Annotated in this window: 9 protein-coding genes and 1 pseudogene; 6 read left to right on the top strand and 4 right to left on the bottom strand. The window is 74.4% G+C overall.

The genetic code is table 11. From position 1 onward, the window contains the following. Positions 1–135: 135 nt before the first annotated feature. From AB0H81_RS39715 to AB0H81_RS39705, 3 genes are all read right to left on the bottom strand, one after another. On the bottom strand, positions 136–1,521 hold the full coding sequence (locus AB0H81_RS39715) for a xylan 1,4-beta-xylosidase (protein WP_358386044.1): 1,386 nt from the start codon (positions 1,519–1,521) through the stop codon (positions 136–138). A gap of 98 nt (positions 1,522–1,619) precedes the next feature. Continuing rightward, positions 1,620–2,366 (bottom strand): SDR family oxidoreductase, encoded by a 747-nt coding sequence (locus AB0H81_RS39710; RefSeq protein ID WP_358386041.1) that lies wholly within the window; start codon positions 2,364–2,366, stop codon positions 1,620–1,622. Next, positions 2,363–3,391 carry a phosphotransferase family protein gene (locus tag AB0H81_RS39705; RefSeq protein WP_358386038.1) on the bottom strand — a complete coding sequence of 343 codons (1,029 nt, stop codon included), beginning with the start codon at positions 3,389–3,391 and terminating at the stop codon, positions 2,363–2,365. Before AB0H81_RS39705 ends, AB0H81_RS39710 begins: the two co-directional genes overlap by 4 nt. 159 nt (positions 3,392–3,550) lie before the next feature. On the opposite strand from AB0H81_RS39705, the gene AB0H81_RS39700 reads away from it, so the two are divergent. Both AB0H81_RS39700 and AB0H81_RS39695 read left to right on the top strand, forming a co-directional pair. Then, entirely contained in the window at positions 3,551–4,633 is a 1,083-nt protein-coding gene (locus tag AB0H81_RS39700) for a GNAT family N-acetyltransferase (RefSeq protein WP_358386036.1), read from the top strand. Then, positions 4,630–5,751, top strand: coding sequence for a DegT/DnrJ/EryC1/StrS family aminotransferase (locus AB0H81_RS39695; RefSeq protein WP_358386034.1), 1,122 nt, complete (start codon positions 4,630–4,632; stop codon positions 5,749–5,751). Before AB0H81_RS39700 ends, AB0H81_RS39695 begins: the two co-directional genes overlap by 4 nt. Before the next feature lie 72 nt (positions 5,752–5,823). Here AB0H81_RS39695 and AB0H81_RS39690 read toward each other — a convergent pair whose 3' ends face one another. Then, positions 5,824–7,437 (bottom strand): aminotransferase class I/II-fold pyridoxal phosphate-dependent enzyme, encoded by a 1,614-nt coding sequence (locus tag AB0H81_RS39690; RefSeq protein WP_358386032.1) that lies wholly within the window; start codon positions 7,435–7,437, stop codon positions 5,824–5,826. A 72-nt stretch (positions 7,438–7,509) separates the two neighbouring features. Between AB0H81_RS39690 and AB0H81_RS39685 the strand changes: the two genes are divergently transcribed. The 4 genes and pseudogenes from AB0H81_RS39685 to AB0H81_RS39670 all read left to right on the top strand — a co-directional run. Next, positions 7,510–8,223: a pyridoxamine 5'-phosphate oxidase family protein gene (locus tag AB0H81_RS39685; protein WP_358386030.1), complete on the top strand. Its 714-nt coding sequence runs from the start codon at positions 7,510–7,512 to the stop codon at positions 8,221–8,223. A gap of 86 nt (positions 8,224–8,309) precedes the next feature. Next, on the top strand, positions 8,310–10,796 hold the full coding sequence (locus AB0H81_RS39680; protein WP_358386027.1) for a protein kinase: 2,487 nt from the start codon (positions 8,310–8,312) through the stop codon (positions 10,794–10,796). A 345-nt stretch (positions 10,797–11,141) separates the two neighbouring features. Further along, positions 11,142–12,899: a protein kinase gene (locus tag AB0H81_RS39675; RefSeq protein ID WP_358386024.1), complete on the top strand. Its 1,758-nt coding sequence runs from the start codon at positions 11,142–11,144 to the stop codon at positions 12,897–12,899. A gap of 20 nt (positions 12,900–12,919) precedes the next feature. Continuing rightward, a pseudogene (locus tag AB0H81_RS39670) lies at positions 12,920–13,442 on the top strand (hypothetical protein); the annotation flags it as partial.

Below are 13,442 nucleotides of genomic sequence, written 5' to 3'. Positions count from 1 at the left end.
CGGGGGGGGGGGGTTTTCCCGGGGGGGGGGGGGGGGGGGGGGGGGGTCGGGGGGGGGGGGGGGGGGGCGGCGCGGCCACCCTTCGGGCCCCGGGCGGGGGCGGCCCCGGCGGCCCCCCCCCGCCACCCAGGCCGCTCAGCCCTGACCGCGCCCCGCCCACTTGATCTCGTACGGCTTGAGCGTGACCTGCTTGCCGTCCACGGTGGCCGTCACGTCGCGGTCGGCGGTGTTGACCATGACGACCTGCTGGGCCTGCCCCAGGACCTTGACGCGCGGGTCGGACGACTGGATCTGCTCCAGCGCGACCCCGACGGGGAACCACCGCGTGAAGCCGCTGAGCAGCCCGGCCATGGGCATCTCCCGGCCGTCGGCGTCCCACACGCAGCCGTGGCACTGGCGGACGCCGCCCTTCTGCTGCGGGTTCCAGTACAGGGCCGTGGCGACGCCGCTGCGCGCGAACTCCATCATGGCGCTCGCCTGCACGGCCGTGCGCTTGGCCTCGCTCCAGCCGGAGTTCTCCGGCTCGACGTACCACTCGGCCCACCACACGGGCATGTCGTTGGCCTTCTGCCGCAGCCACGCGGTGATCGCGCTGAACTTGCCCTGCGCGGCGAAGTCGTCGGGGACGTTGCCCTTGTCGGTGGTCATGGTGGCGCCGTCGACGACGATGAAGTCGGCGCCCTTCTTGTGCTCGATCCAGTACTCGATGGCGTCGAGGGCGCGCTGGTCGATCGTGCCCCACGGGCCGCTCAGCTCGGAGGGCCCGGGGGCGGCCTTGGTCTCGATCGGCACGTACGGGCCGCCCACCTGGATGTCGCCGTCCACGCGCTTGAGAGCGTCGTAGACCTTGTTGTACATCTCGGTGTAGCCCTCGGCGTCCCACCGGTTGGTCGTGGGGTCCCAGAAGCCCTTGAACTCGTTCCAGACCATGAAGTGCTTCACGGTGGGGTACTGCCGGGCGATCTTGGCGGCGAGCTTGGCGTAGTCGTCGAAGTGCTCGCGCTTGGGCGCGACGGTGTGGTTCTTGCTCCAGTCGGTGCGGCCGGCCTGGCCGCCCTTCATCCAGTCGGGGGCGCAGCATAGCGTGATGACCGGCACCCCGCGCGAGGAGGCGATGAACGTCATCCGCCGGTTGAGCTCGGTGAAGTTGTACTGGCCGGGGCTCGGCTCGGGGTTGCCGGCGCCCCAGCCCATGATGTGCTGGTTCTGCAGGAGGGGGACGCGGCCCAGGATGCCCTTGGCCTGCTCGGTCACGGGCCGGGGAGCGGTGTCGGCGCTGTACTGGGTGTGGGTGACGCCCCAGCGCGGCCAGTTGTTCAGCTTCGGCGGCGGCGCCAGGGTGGGCGCGGGTTGCGACGGGCCGGCCTGGGCCACCTCGCCGCCCTTGTACTCGTCGCGGGAGCCGCGGCTCCCCGCGTACACCATGATGCCCACGACGAGGAGTACCGCCACGATGCCCGCGCCCACCGCGATGGGCCACGGCGACCGTCTACGGGCATGCCGACCATCGGTGGGAATCACGGGAACCTCCACCCCTCACGCCTGCGCGGTGTCCGGTTGGACACCTCTCCGCACGTATAACCGTATCTATGCCGCTTGCAAGCTGCTTACGTGCGGGATCACGGCGTCGGCGGCCGCTCGCCACCCGCCGGCCCGGGCACGCCCGCATAACGGTACGGCACGGGTTGCCGCCCCGGCTGCACGATGAGCAACGTGCCGGGATCGGCATAACAGGCGCTCTCGACGGCCGCGGCCACGTCCTCGGCGGTGAGCAGCGGGAAGCCGGCGTTCACGAAGGTCGCTCGCGCCTCGGCCACCAGAGGGGTGTCGGTGAAGCCCGGACAGACGGCGCTGACGCGGACGCCGTCGGCGGCGAGGGGCACGGCGAGCGCCCGGACGAGGCCGACCACGGCGTGCTTGGTCATCGTGTAGATCGGGTCGCCGTCGTAGCCGACCAGCCCCGCCAGCGAGGAGGTCACCACGACCGCGCCGCCGCCGGAGCGCCGCAGCAGCGGCAGGGCGGCCACGATGCCGAAGACGACGCCGTCCACGTTGACGCCGACCGCCGTGCGGTAGCGCTCCGCGTCGAACGCCCCGAGGTCGACGCCGGCGGCGATCCCCGCGTTGAGGTGGACGACGTCGAGCCTGCCGTAGCGCCGTCCGGCCAGCTCGACGGCCTCGTGGTTGGCCTGCTCGGTGCTGACGTCGGCGGCCAGCGCGACCCCGCCGGTCTCCTTGGCCACGCGCTCGGCGCCCTCCCCGTCGAGGTCCACGAGGACGCATCGGGCGCCGCCGGCGGACAGGCGGCGGGCGACGGCGGCGCCGATGCCGCTCGCCGCACCGGTGATCAACGCGACAGTGCTCATGAGGGCTCCAGCATGCGATGGGCGCGGGCGACGAGGACGGGCACCGCGGAGCCGATCTCCTCGAAGCCCTCCCCCACGGTCTTACCCTGACGGAAGCGCGCGTGGATACCCTCCACGATGACCGCGAGCTTGAAGTTGCCGAAGGCGACGTAGAACCCCAGGTCCGGGATGTCGCGGCCGGAGACCTTGGCGTAGTGGGCCGCGAACTCCGCCGCGGTCAGGAAGCCGGGCGCCAGCGTCACGTCGCCGGCCACCGGGATCGAGGCGCGTTCCTCGTCGCCCGGGTCCTGCCAGTAGGTGAGCGTGAGCCCGAGGTCGGCCAGCGGGTCGCCGAGTGTGGACATCTCCCAGTCGACCACGGCCAGGATCTCGGGCTCGGGCGTGAGCCGGACGAGCGTGTTGTCGAGCCGGTAGTCGCCGTGGACGAGCGTGCCGGCCGACGCCGCGGGCAGGCGGTCGCGCAGCCGGGTCACCAGCCGGTCGTACTCGGGCAGGTCGGCGGTCTTCGAGCGCTCCCACTGCTGGCACCAGCGGTCGAGCTGGCGGGCCAGGTAGCCGTCGGGGCGGCCGAACCCGTCGAGGCCCACCTCGCGGTGATCGACGGCGTGGATGGCGGCCAGCACCTCGGCCAGCCGCTCCGACAGCCGCCGCGCGTGCTCGGGCGCGGGCTCGCCCAGCTCCTCCCGGGTGCGCACGGCCGCGCCCTCGACGTGCCCCATCAGGTAGAAGGGCGCGCCGATGACGTCCTCGTCGGCGCAGAAGGCGACCGGTTCGGGCACCGGGACGGGCGTCGGGGCCAGAGCGGAGATCACCCGCCACTCCCGGCGCATGTCGTGCGCCGTCGGCAGCACGTGGCCGAGCGGCGGACGGCGCAGCACCACCCGCCGGTCGCGGCCCTCGACGAGGTAGGTCAGATTGGACCTGCCCCCCGAGATCAGCGACACTGACAGCGGTTCGCCCGTGTCGGGCACGTGGTTCGCCATCCACGCGGTCAGGCGCGGCAGGTCGATTCCGGGGACCGTCATGGACACACATTAGAACGTCACTCGGTTCTGAATACCAGCTTAGAGTTGTGTAACGTTCCGGACCTGCATGAATGACATCTGGTAGCAAGGGTTAACCTTCTCTTGCACGGCGGACCCTCCAACGCTCGACAGCACACGGCATATCGCCAGTAGGAGCCCATGCGCGTCTCACTTGCCCACCCCCGCGAACTGGGCGCACCGGAGCTGAACCGGTGGCGAGCGCTCCAGGAGGCGCACGCGGGGTTCGACAACCCCTTCCTGTCGCCCGAGTTCACGGTCACCGTCGGCGAGCTGCGTGACCTGGTGCGGGTCGCGGTCATCTACGACGGCCCCGACATCGTGGGGTTCTTCCCGTTCGAGCGACATCCGCTCGGCATCGGGAAGCCGGTCGCGGCAGGACTGACCGACGCGCAGGGCCTCGTCCACGCCAAGGACGTCGAGATCGACCCGTACCGGCTGCTGCGGCTGTGCGGGCTCTCCGTCTACGAGTTCGACCACCTGGTCTCCGGGCAGCCCATGCTGGCCGCCCGGCACGAGAGCCACCCGTCGCCCATCATCGACCTGCGCGACGGCTACGAGAGCTACACCGCCTTCCTGCGCGAGCACTCCGGCAAGACGTACAAGACGACCCTCGCCAAGGAGCGCAAGCTCGAACGCGAGGCCGGTGAGATCCGCCACGACTACGCCACCTCCGACGTCGAGCCGCTGCGCACCCTGATGGGCTGGAAGGCCGAGCAGTACCGCCGCACCGGCCGCACCGACCGGTTCGCGCACCGGTGGATCGTCGAGCTGGTCGAGCGGCTGCACGCCACCGACACCGAGCACTTCGCCGGGGTGCTCGACATGGTCTACGCGGGCGGCGTGCCCATCGCCGGCCACTTCGGCCTGCGCACCCGCACCACGCTCGTCGGCTGGTTCCCCGCCTACGACACCACCTACGCCAAGTACTCCCCCGGCCTCATCCACCACCTGGCCATGGCCGAGCGGGCGGCCGGGTCCGGCATCCAGGTCATCGACATGGGGCGCGGCCAGAAGGAGTACAAGGACAAGCTGAAGAACGGCGAGTACGAGGTCGCCGAGGGCCGCGTCGCCACGGCCGGGCCCGCCGCGGGCGTCCACTGGCTGATGCGCGTGCCCGTGCGCAAGACCCGGGCCACGGTCCTCGCCAACCCCGTCCTGCACCGCACGGCCGACCGGGTGCTCAAGACGTTCGGCCGTCTGCGCACGGCCCTGCAGTCATGAGGGGGTTGGCGGAGCGCACCGGGCGCCACTGCCTGCTGCTCCCCTCCAACCGCCTCGGCCTCTACCTCGCGCTGCGCCACTGGTGCGTGCCCGGCCAGCGGCTGCTCATGTCGCCGGTCTCCGCCGACGAGATCCTGTTCCTGGTGATCGCCGCCGGCCTGCGGCCGGTCATGGCGCCGCTGTCGCCGCGCGACGGCAACATCGACATCGCCCGCGTCGACCTGTCCACCGTGGACGCGGTCCTCACCACCAACATGTACGGCCTGCCGGACCGGGTCGGCGCCTTCACCGGGAAGATCCTCATCGAGGACGTCGCCCACGCCCTGGAGACGTCCGTCGACGGCCGCCCGCTCGGCACGTTCGGCCAGGCCGGCGTCTACAGCCTGTCCAAGCACTGCGGCGCCGGGTCCGGCGGTGTGCTGGCCGTGGAGCGCGAGGACGACCTGCTGGCCCTCGAACAGGCCCGCGACCTGGTCCTGGAGCCCGGCTCGTGGCGGTCGGAGCTGTTCGCCGTCGCCACCTCCGCGGCCCGGCGCGCCGCGCTCCGGCTCGACCTGGTCCGCCCGGCGCTGCGGCTGGCCCGCGCGCTCGGCCTGCAGGAGGAGCGCCTCGGCTACCGCATCGAGCTGCGCGGCGACGAACTGAGCCGCACCATGAAGCACGTGCCCGAGCTGGCGCCGTTCGACCCGTGGGTGCGGGCCGACCTGCACGACTACCGGGTGCGCAAGGGACGGATCGCCCGGCGCTACCAGGAGGCCCGTCTGGCCGGGGTCGCCGCCGAGCGGAAGCGGCGGCTCGCCGGGGTGCGGCTGCTGGCCGAGCTGCCCACGGTCGCCGAGGGCGTGCGCGACCATCTCGACCAGCCGCTGTTCCGGGTGCCGCTGCTGGTGCGCGACCGCGACGCGGCCATCGCCGCGCTGGAGCGGCACGGGGTGGCGGTGGGCTACCTGTACGACCCGCCGTACGACGACTACGCGCCCGGTTTCACCGAGCCGTCGCCATACCCGGAGGTCGCCCGCTGGTGGGCCCGGCACGTGCTGCCGGTGGACCCGGTCTACGCGACCCGGGCCCTGCCGGTCGTGCGCCACCTGCCGCCGGCCCCGCCGCCACCGCTCTGACCTCGCCTCAGCCCCCGGTGATCAGCTGGTCTCGGTGATCAGCCCGTCTCGGTGATCAGCCCGTCTCGGTGATCAGCCCGTCTCGGTGATGAGCTCGGCCACGACGCGGCAGGCGCGGCGCACGTCCGGCAGCGACGCCGAGCCGTACCCGATCACCAGCCCGAGCGGCGCGCCCGGCCGGCGCCAGTGGCGCTCGGGCGCGTCCAGCAGGACACCCCGCTCGGCGGCCCGTTCCACCACGCGGCCGATCGTGTCCGGCGGCAGCTCGGCGAGCACGTGCAGCCCCGCCGTGTCGCCGCGCAACCGGCAGACCGGGCCCAGGATCTCGACGACGACGGCCCGGCGACGGGCGTATTCGAGGCGCATCCTGCGCAGGTGGCGGTCGAGATCGCCGCGTTCGAGCAGGGTGACGACGGCCTGCTGCACCGGCCCGCTGGTGCGGTCGGCCACCGCCCGGCGCAGATCCGCGATGCGGTCCACGAGCTCCGGCGGCCCCACCAGCCAGCCCACGCCGACGTCCGGCGCCAGCGTCTTCGACAGCGTGCCGAGGAGCACCACCCGGGACGGGTCGAGCCCGTACAGGGCGGGCAGCGGGGCGACGTCGTAACGGAACTCCGCGTCGTAATCGTCCTCCACGATCATCGCGCCGGTGCGCCGCGCCCAGGCCAGCAGCCGTTCGCGGCGCGGGATCGGCAACCGGCCGCCCAGCGGGTACTGGTGGGCGGGCGTCGTGTAGAGCAGGCGGAGGTCGCCCGGCAGCCCGTCGGAGACCACGCCGTCCTCGTCCACCGGGCACGGCACGACCTCGGCGCCCCGGGCGGCGAACACGGTGCGGGCCACGTGGTAGCCCGGGTCCTCGACGCCCGCGCGGGTGCCTGGGCCGAGCAGGGCGAGCGCGCACAGGTCGAGACCGTTGCCGGTCCCGCGGGTGACGAGGATGTTCTCCGGGCCGACGGCCACGGCCCTGGCCCGCCTCAGGTGCCCGGCCAGCAGCTCGCGCAGCCGCGGCAGGCCGTACGGGTCGGGCGAGTCGCCGGGCGGCAGGTCGGCGGCCCGGCGCCAGGCCCGCTTCCAGGCGGCGGCGTCGTAGTCGCGCACCCAGGGCTTGCCGGGCCGCAGGTCGATCGCGGCCCTCGGGGCGGGTCCCGGCCCGCGTGCGGGTGCGCCCCTGAGGGATCGCCCCGGTGCGCGGGCAGGTGCGGGGGCGGCCGTCCCGGGGCCCGGAGCGGATGACACGGCGGGGGACGGGGCGGGGGACGGGTCGGCGACGGGGCGCGGGCCCCGGTCGGACCGGGCGCCGGGCGCCCCGGTCCTGGCCTGACCGGAGCGGGCAGCGAGGGTCCCGGGAGGGGGCTGGTCGGAGCGGATGGCAGGCGTCCCGGGAGGGAACTGGCCGGAGCCGGCGCCGGGCGTGCCCGGTGGGGCGTCCTCCAGGCCGGCGACGAACGTGCCCGACCCGTGCCGGCCCTCCAGCCACCCCTCCGCGTACAACTGCTGGTACGCCTCCGTGATCACCGTACGGCTCACCCCGAGCTGCCCGGCCAGCCCGCGCGAGGACGGCAGCCGCTCCCCCGGCGCCAGCGTGCCCGCCAGCATGGCCCGGCGCAGCCACCCGGCGAGCTGCGCCGAGAGCGGCACGGGTGAGTGCCGTTCCAGCGAGACGGGCAGGTCGAGCAGGCTGCGCACGGAAGTGGTCTCCAGGAAGGTACGGATAGTGGCCCTACAGGATAGGTCCACTCGCGGACTACCGTCGCGTCCATGGCCTCCACCACGCCGCCCACCAGCACGCCGCCCGCCGGCACGCCGCTCTCCAGCACGCCGCTCTCCAGCACGCCGCTCTCCAGCACGCCCCGCACCAGGCTCGGCCGCTCGAAGGAGCGCGGCAGCGACGACCGCGACGACCTGTACGAGGTGCTGGACGCCGGACTCATCTGCCACCTCGGCGTCGTGGCCGACGGCTGCCCGATGGTGGTGCCGACCGGCTACGGACGCGACGGCGACACGCTCTACCTGCACGGCTCCACCGGCTCCCGCTCGGTGCGGGCCGCACAGGAGACCGATGTGTGCGTCACCGTGACCCACCTGGACGGGATCGTGCTGGCCCGCTCGGTGTTCCACCACTCCGTCAACTACCGCTCGGCCATGATCTACGGCCGGGCCCGGCTGGTGACCGACGAGGAGGAGCGGCTGACCGGCCTGCGTGTGCTCACCGAACGGCTCGCGCCCGGCCAGTGGGACTACGCCCGGCGCCCGAACCGCAAGGAGCTGGCCGCGACGGCCGTGCTCGCCCTGCCGCTGGACGAGGCGTCGGTCAAGATCCGCCGCGGCGCCCCGGTGGACGAGGACGAGGACCACGCGCTGCCCGTCTGGGCCGGCGTGCTCCCCCTGGTCACGCGGTGGGGCGCCCCGGTGCCCGACCCGGCGCTCCGAGAAGGTATCGATGTGCCTGTTCACATCGGCGGCCGTCGGTAGTTCCATGAATCAGGAACCACCTGGCAAACCATTGTCCTAGATCACGCGTCTCATCAGGTGGGCCGACTCCTGATGGGAGAGGCAAAATGGAGTGGAGCGCTCCCGGTTATACGCAGGTCAAGCAGCTCGGGTCGGGCGGCAGCGGCCGAGTCGTGCTGGCCGTGCACGACGAGACGGGCGTCAAGGTCGCCATCAAGTACCTCTCCGAGGAGTTACGGCGCGACCCCGAGTCCCTCGCGCGCTTCCAGGCGGAGGCGCGCCTGCTCGTCACCCTGCGCGACCCGCACATCGCCACGATGTGGGAGTACGTCCAGGACCATGACGGCGCCGCCATCGTCATGGAGCTGGTCAACGGCGTGTCGCTGCGGGCGCTGCTGCGCGAGAACGGCACGACGGGGCCGGAGGCGGCGCTGACCGTGCTGAAGGGGTCGCTGCTCGGCCTCGCGCGGGCGCACCGGCTGCGCCTGGTCCACAAGGACTACAAGCCGGAGAACGTCATCGTCCGCGACGACGGGGTGAGCAAGCTCGTCGACTTCGGCATCGCCGTACGGGAGGGCTCGGTCTCGCGCCCTGAGGGGACGCCCCCGTACATGGCTCCGGAGCTGTGGGCCGGCGCCCCCGCCTCGCCCGCGACCGACGTGTACGCGGCCACGGCCGTCTTCTTCGAGTGCCTGACCGGTCACCGGCCCTACCGCTCGACCGAGCCGAGCGTGCTCGGCTACCAGCACGTGTACGCGCCGATCCCCGTCCAGGACGCGCCCGAGCCGGTGCGCGGGCTGCTCGTGCGCGGCCTGGCCAAGGACCCGGCCGACCGGCCGCGCAGCGCCGAGGCGTTCGTGGCGGAGCTGGAGGAGACCGCGCGGGCCGCGTACGGCGAGGACTGGGAGGAGCGCGGCAGGCGGCGCCTGGCCGGGCTGGTCGCGCTGCTCGCCCTGCTGCTCCCCGTGCCCGAGACGCCGCCCGCGCAGGCCGGCACGTCGCTGGCGCGGACCGTGTTCCGCGGCGGGAACGAGCTGGGGCGCACCGTGGCGAGGGCCGCGCGGCACAACGCGGTGCGGATGGCCGCGGGCGCCGGCCTGGCCGTCGTGGTGGCGGTCGCGGCGGTGTTCGTGCTGTCGAGCCGGGACCGGCTGCCCAAGCCCTTCGACGTGGCCGCGGCCGCGCCGTCGGACTCGCCCGGGCCCGCCGAGCTGGTCTCGCCGCCCGCCACGCCGGTGGGCGCCACGGAGAGCGCGACCCCGAGTCCCCCGCCGCCGGAAGGCTCGCTCCGGCCCGCGGTCGTCCCGCCGACCACCGGCGACCCGGCGACTCCGGCCACCCGCGACCGGACGCCGGCGCCCCGGCCCACCCGCACCACGCAGCGGGCGACGCCGCCGGTCACCACCCGGCCGCCGACGCAGCCCCCGATCACGCAACCGCCCACCACGCAGCCGCCCACGACGCTGCGTCCCACCACGCTGCCTCCCACCACGCTGCCCCCGACGACGATCACGCCGACGCCGTTCCCGCCCACCACGCGGCCTCCCAGCACGCTGACGCCCACGCCGGTGCCGCCGGTCTCGGTGGCGGCGCTGGCCCTCGGCGGCCTCACGGTGGGCGAGAACGCCACCGCCGGGGCCACGGTCACGATCCGCGCCACCGGCACGGCGCCCATCGGCCTCACCGCCATCTGGGCGGTCGCGGGCGCCCCCGTCCACACGGACCGGCTGCGGCTCGGCGGCGCCCTGTCGTACACCCGCGCCCTCAGTCACACGCTGACCGAGCGTCCCTGCGGCAGGACCGTCACGCTGACCGTCGCCACCACGCCCGCCGCAGCGGGAGGCGCCAGGACCGCCACGCTGAGCGTCCCGCCGTGCCCCACGACCGTGACGGGGCTGCGGGTGTCGCTGGACATGGCGCCCTCGCCGGGCGACGAGGCCACCGCCCGGGTGCGGCTCACGACGAGTGGCACGGGCGACGTGCCGGTGCAGGTCAGGTTCGCGCTGAACGGCGACAGCGCCGGCACCAGGACCGCCGTGCTGACCGGCCGCACGTCCTACACCCGCTCGTTCGACCAGGGCTTCAGGACACGGCCGTGCGACGCCACGGTGTCGGTGACGGTCACGGCGGGCGAGGAGCAGACGAGCGCGCGGACGCGGGTGACCTGCCCGCCCGGGGTCCGCCGGGTGTCGATCGCGCGGGCCGCGGTCAACGGCCGGGGCGGCGCCGTGGCCGTGGTCGCGGTCTCGACCCTGAACGACCGTCCGGTGCGGCTGTCCGTCACGTTCTCGCTCGGGGGCAGGCAGCACTCCGAGCAGGTCACGTTGTCGGGCGACACGTCGTACACCCGTACGCTGAGCCACGCGTTCGGCGAGGTGCCGTGCGGGGCCCGATGGGTCGTACGGGCGACGACGCAGCCGCGCGCGGCGGGGGGCGGCGCCCAGGCGAGCGGCGTCACGCCGGAGTGCGAGCCGGAGGAGGAGCCGAGCGAGGAGCCGTCCGCGGACCCACCGCCCAGGTCAACCCCGTCCGCGACGCCGTCGCCCCGCGAGGAGCCCGGCGACGACCAGCCCGCCCCCGGCGAGCCGCGCTGACGCCGCCCGAACGCCCCGCGCCCCGGCCCCGCCGCACGCCCACCGCGCACCGGGGCCGGGGACGCCTTCCTTACGGGGCCACCGGAAACGCCCCGGCCCGGCCCGGCACGGCCGGGCACGGGTCCGTGGGGCACGGTCCGGCACGGTTCGGCACGGTTCGGCGCGGCCCGGCCCGGTCCGGCGCGTGTGCAGGCATCGCTTGGCCGCTGCCCCGCCGTGCGTGTGGGGACAAGGCTGCGATTTCCGACTTATAGGGATAACCCGCTCCAGAAAGCGTCTGCCGCTGGTTAAGCTACGGTGCGTTTGTTCCGGGTGGGGGCCCACAAGTGTGCAGAGGAGACCGTTATGAACGGTGGTGGGCTGTGGGAGGTCCCCGGGTACCGCACCGTGCGAGAGCTGGGCAGCGGAGCCGCCGGCCGGGTGGTGCTGGCGCGGCGTGACCACGACGGCGCCGAGGTCGCCATCAAGTATCTCTCCGACGACCTCAGGTCCGACGTGGGCTTCGTCGCGCGCTTCCGGCACGAGGCCAGGCTGCTCGGCACGCTGCGCAGCCCGCACAACGCCCGCCTGATCGACTACATCGAGAACGGCGGCGGCGCGGCGATCGTGATGGAGCTGGTCAACGGCGTGTCCCTGCGCCGGCTCCTGAGGTCGGAGGGCCCTACCGGTCCTGAGGCCGCGCTGGCCGTGCTCAAGGGCTCCCTGAAGGGCCTGGCCGCCGCGCACGCCATCGGCGTGGTCCACCGCGACTTCAAGCCCGAGAACGTCATGGTCCAGGGGGACGGCGCGAGCAAGCTCGTCGACTTCGGCATCGCGGCGCGGGCCGGCGACGAGGCCGGCGCCGCCGGCACCCCGCCGTACATGGCGCCCGAGCAGTGGTCGGGCGCGCCGGCCGCGCCGTCCACCGACGTGTACGCCGCGACCGTCGTCTTCTTCGAGTGCCTGACCGGCACCCGGCCGTTCCGCGCCACCAACATGGCCGCGCTCGCCCGGCAGCACCAGAGCGCGCAGCCGCCGGTCGAGGAGGTTCCCGCGGCGCTGCAGGAGCTGGTCCGGCGGGGCCTGGCCAAGGACGCCGGCGAGCGGCCGCCGTCCGCCGAGGCGTTCCTGACGGAGCTGGAGGCCGTCGCGGCCGAGGCGTACGGGGCCGGCTGGGAGGAGCGCGGGCGCCGGCGCCTGTCGAGCCTCGCGGCGCTGCTGCTGGCGCTGTTCCCCAACCCGCCGGAGACGCCGGCGGACGCGCAGACCTCGCTGGCCGAGACCCGCTTCCCCGAGCCGTCGAAGCTGCTGTCCAAGCTGTCGTCGAAGATTGTCATCGGTACGGCCTGCGTCGGCCTGGTGGTCGGCGTGGCGCTGGTGGCGGTCAACGTGTTCGACGGCAACACGACCCTGCGGGCGCAGGTCACGACGGTGACGCCCACCGCGGCCTCGCCCGCCGCGGGAGAGCCGGGCCTCGACGAGCCCTCGGACGAGCCCTCGGACGAGCCGTCCGAGGAGCCGACGGAGGAGCCCTCGGAGGACCCGACGCCCCCGGCCGAGGAGACCCCGACGACCAGGCCGACCGCGACCGCCGCGCCGGTGAGGACGAGGACCGTGACGCCCACGCCGCGCCCGCGCCGCACGGCGAAGGCGACGCCCGCCCCGACGCGGACACGGGCGACCAGGACGCCCACGCCGACCGCCTCGGACGAGCCGCAGGTGCTCGGCACCGCCGACGACCCGGACGGCGTCACGACCGCTCCGCGGCCGTCCTCGCCCCCGGCCACGAACCCGCAGCCGACCTTCTCCATGCCGACCCGCGTGCCGCCGACCCGGACGGTCGAGCCCTCCCCGAGCGGGGGGCAGGGCGGCGAGCCGACCCGCGGTGAGCCCACCCGCGGTGAGCCCACCCGCGGTGAGCCCACCCGCGGTGAGCCCACCCGCGGTGAGCCCACCCGCGGTGAGCCGACCGTGGGCGACGGCGAGGTCCCGCGGGCGCGTCCGGAGGAGCCGGGCGGTGCGGCGGGCGCGCTGCTCGCGGCCGGGCTGGTGACGTGGGGAGCGGTTCCGGTCACACTTGCGGTGAGGCGCCGCATGGCGGGGCGGCACCGGAGGAAGCGCTGACAGGGCCGGGGGCAACGGGGATGGAGAACGCCAGGGACGGGATCGCCGGCTTCCGGCTCACCGAGCACACCTGGATCACCGAGGTCGGCAACTGGATCGACGCGATCTCGCCGGACGGCCGCCGGGCGGGAGCGCTGCTGTTCGACCCGAGGGTCGTCGGGCTGCCCGGGGTGCGCGACCGGGTCGTGGCCACCGTCATGACCGACCAGAGGCTGGTGCTGGGCGGGCTCGGCGGCCTGATCCCGGTGGCGGACGTGGTGGCCGCCGGCGAGCAGGTGTGGCTGCTCACCGCGCAGGCGGTCAGCCCGACGCTGGCGGACCTGCTGGGGGCGGGCCCCGTCGATCCGGGCGGCGCCGCGTCGGTGCTGCTGGAGACGGCCCAGACGTTGCTCGCGCTGCACGCCTCCGGGGTGACGCACGGCTCCCTGCACCCCGGCACCGTGGTCATCGCGGCCGACGGGGGCGCCCTGCTGTCGGAGCGCGGGCTCAGCGACGCCCACGACTCGGCGTCACGCGTGGGCGGCGAGACCTGGCCCCGGATCG

This window comes from Nonomuraea sp. NPDC050691 (assembly GCF_040654455.1).
In the GTDB taxonomy this organism is placed as follows: Bacteria; Actinomycetota; Actinomycetes; order Streptosporangiales; family Streptosporangiaceae; genus Nonomuraea.
Note: the sequence above shows the minus strand (reverse complement) of the source record. Positions and strands in the feature narration are given on the sequence as shown.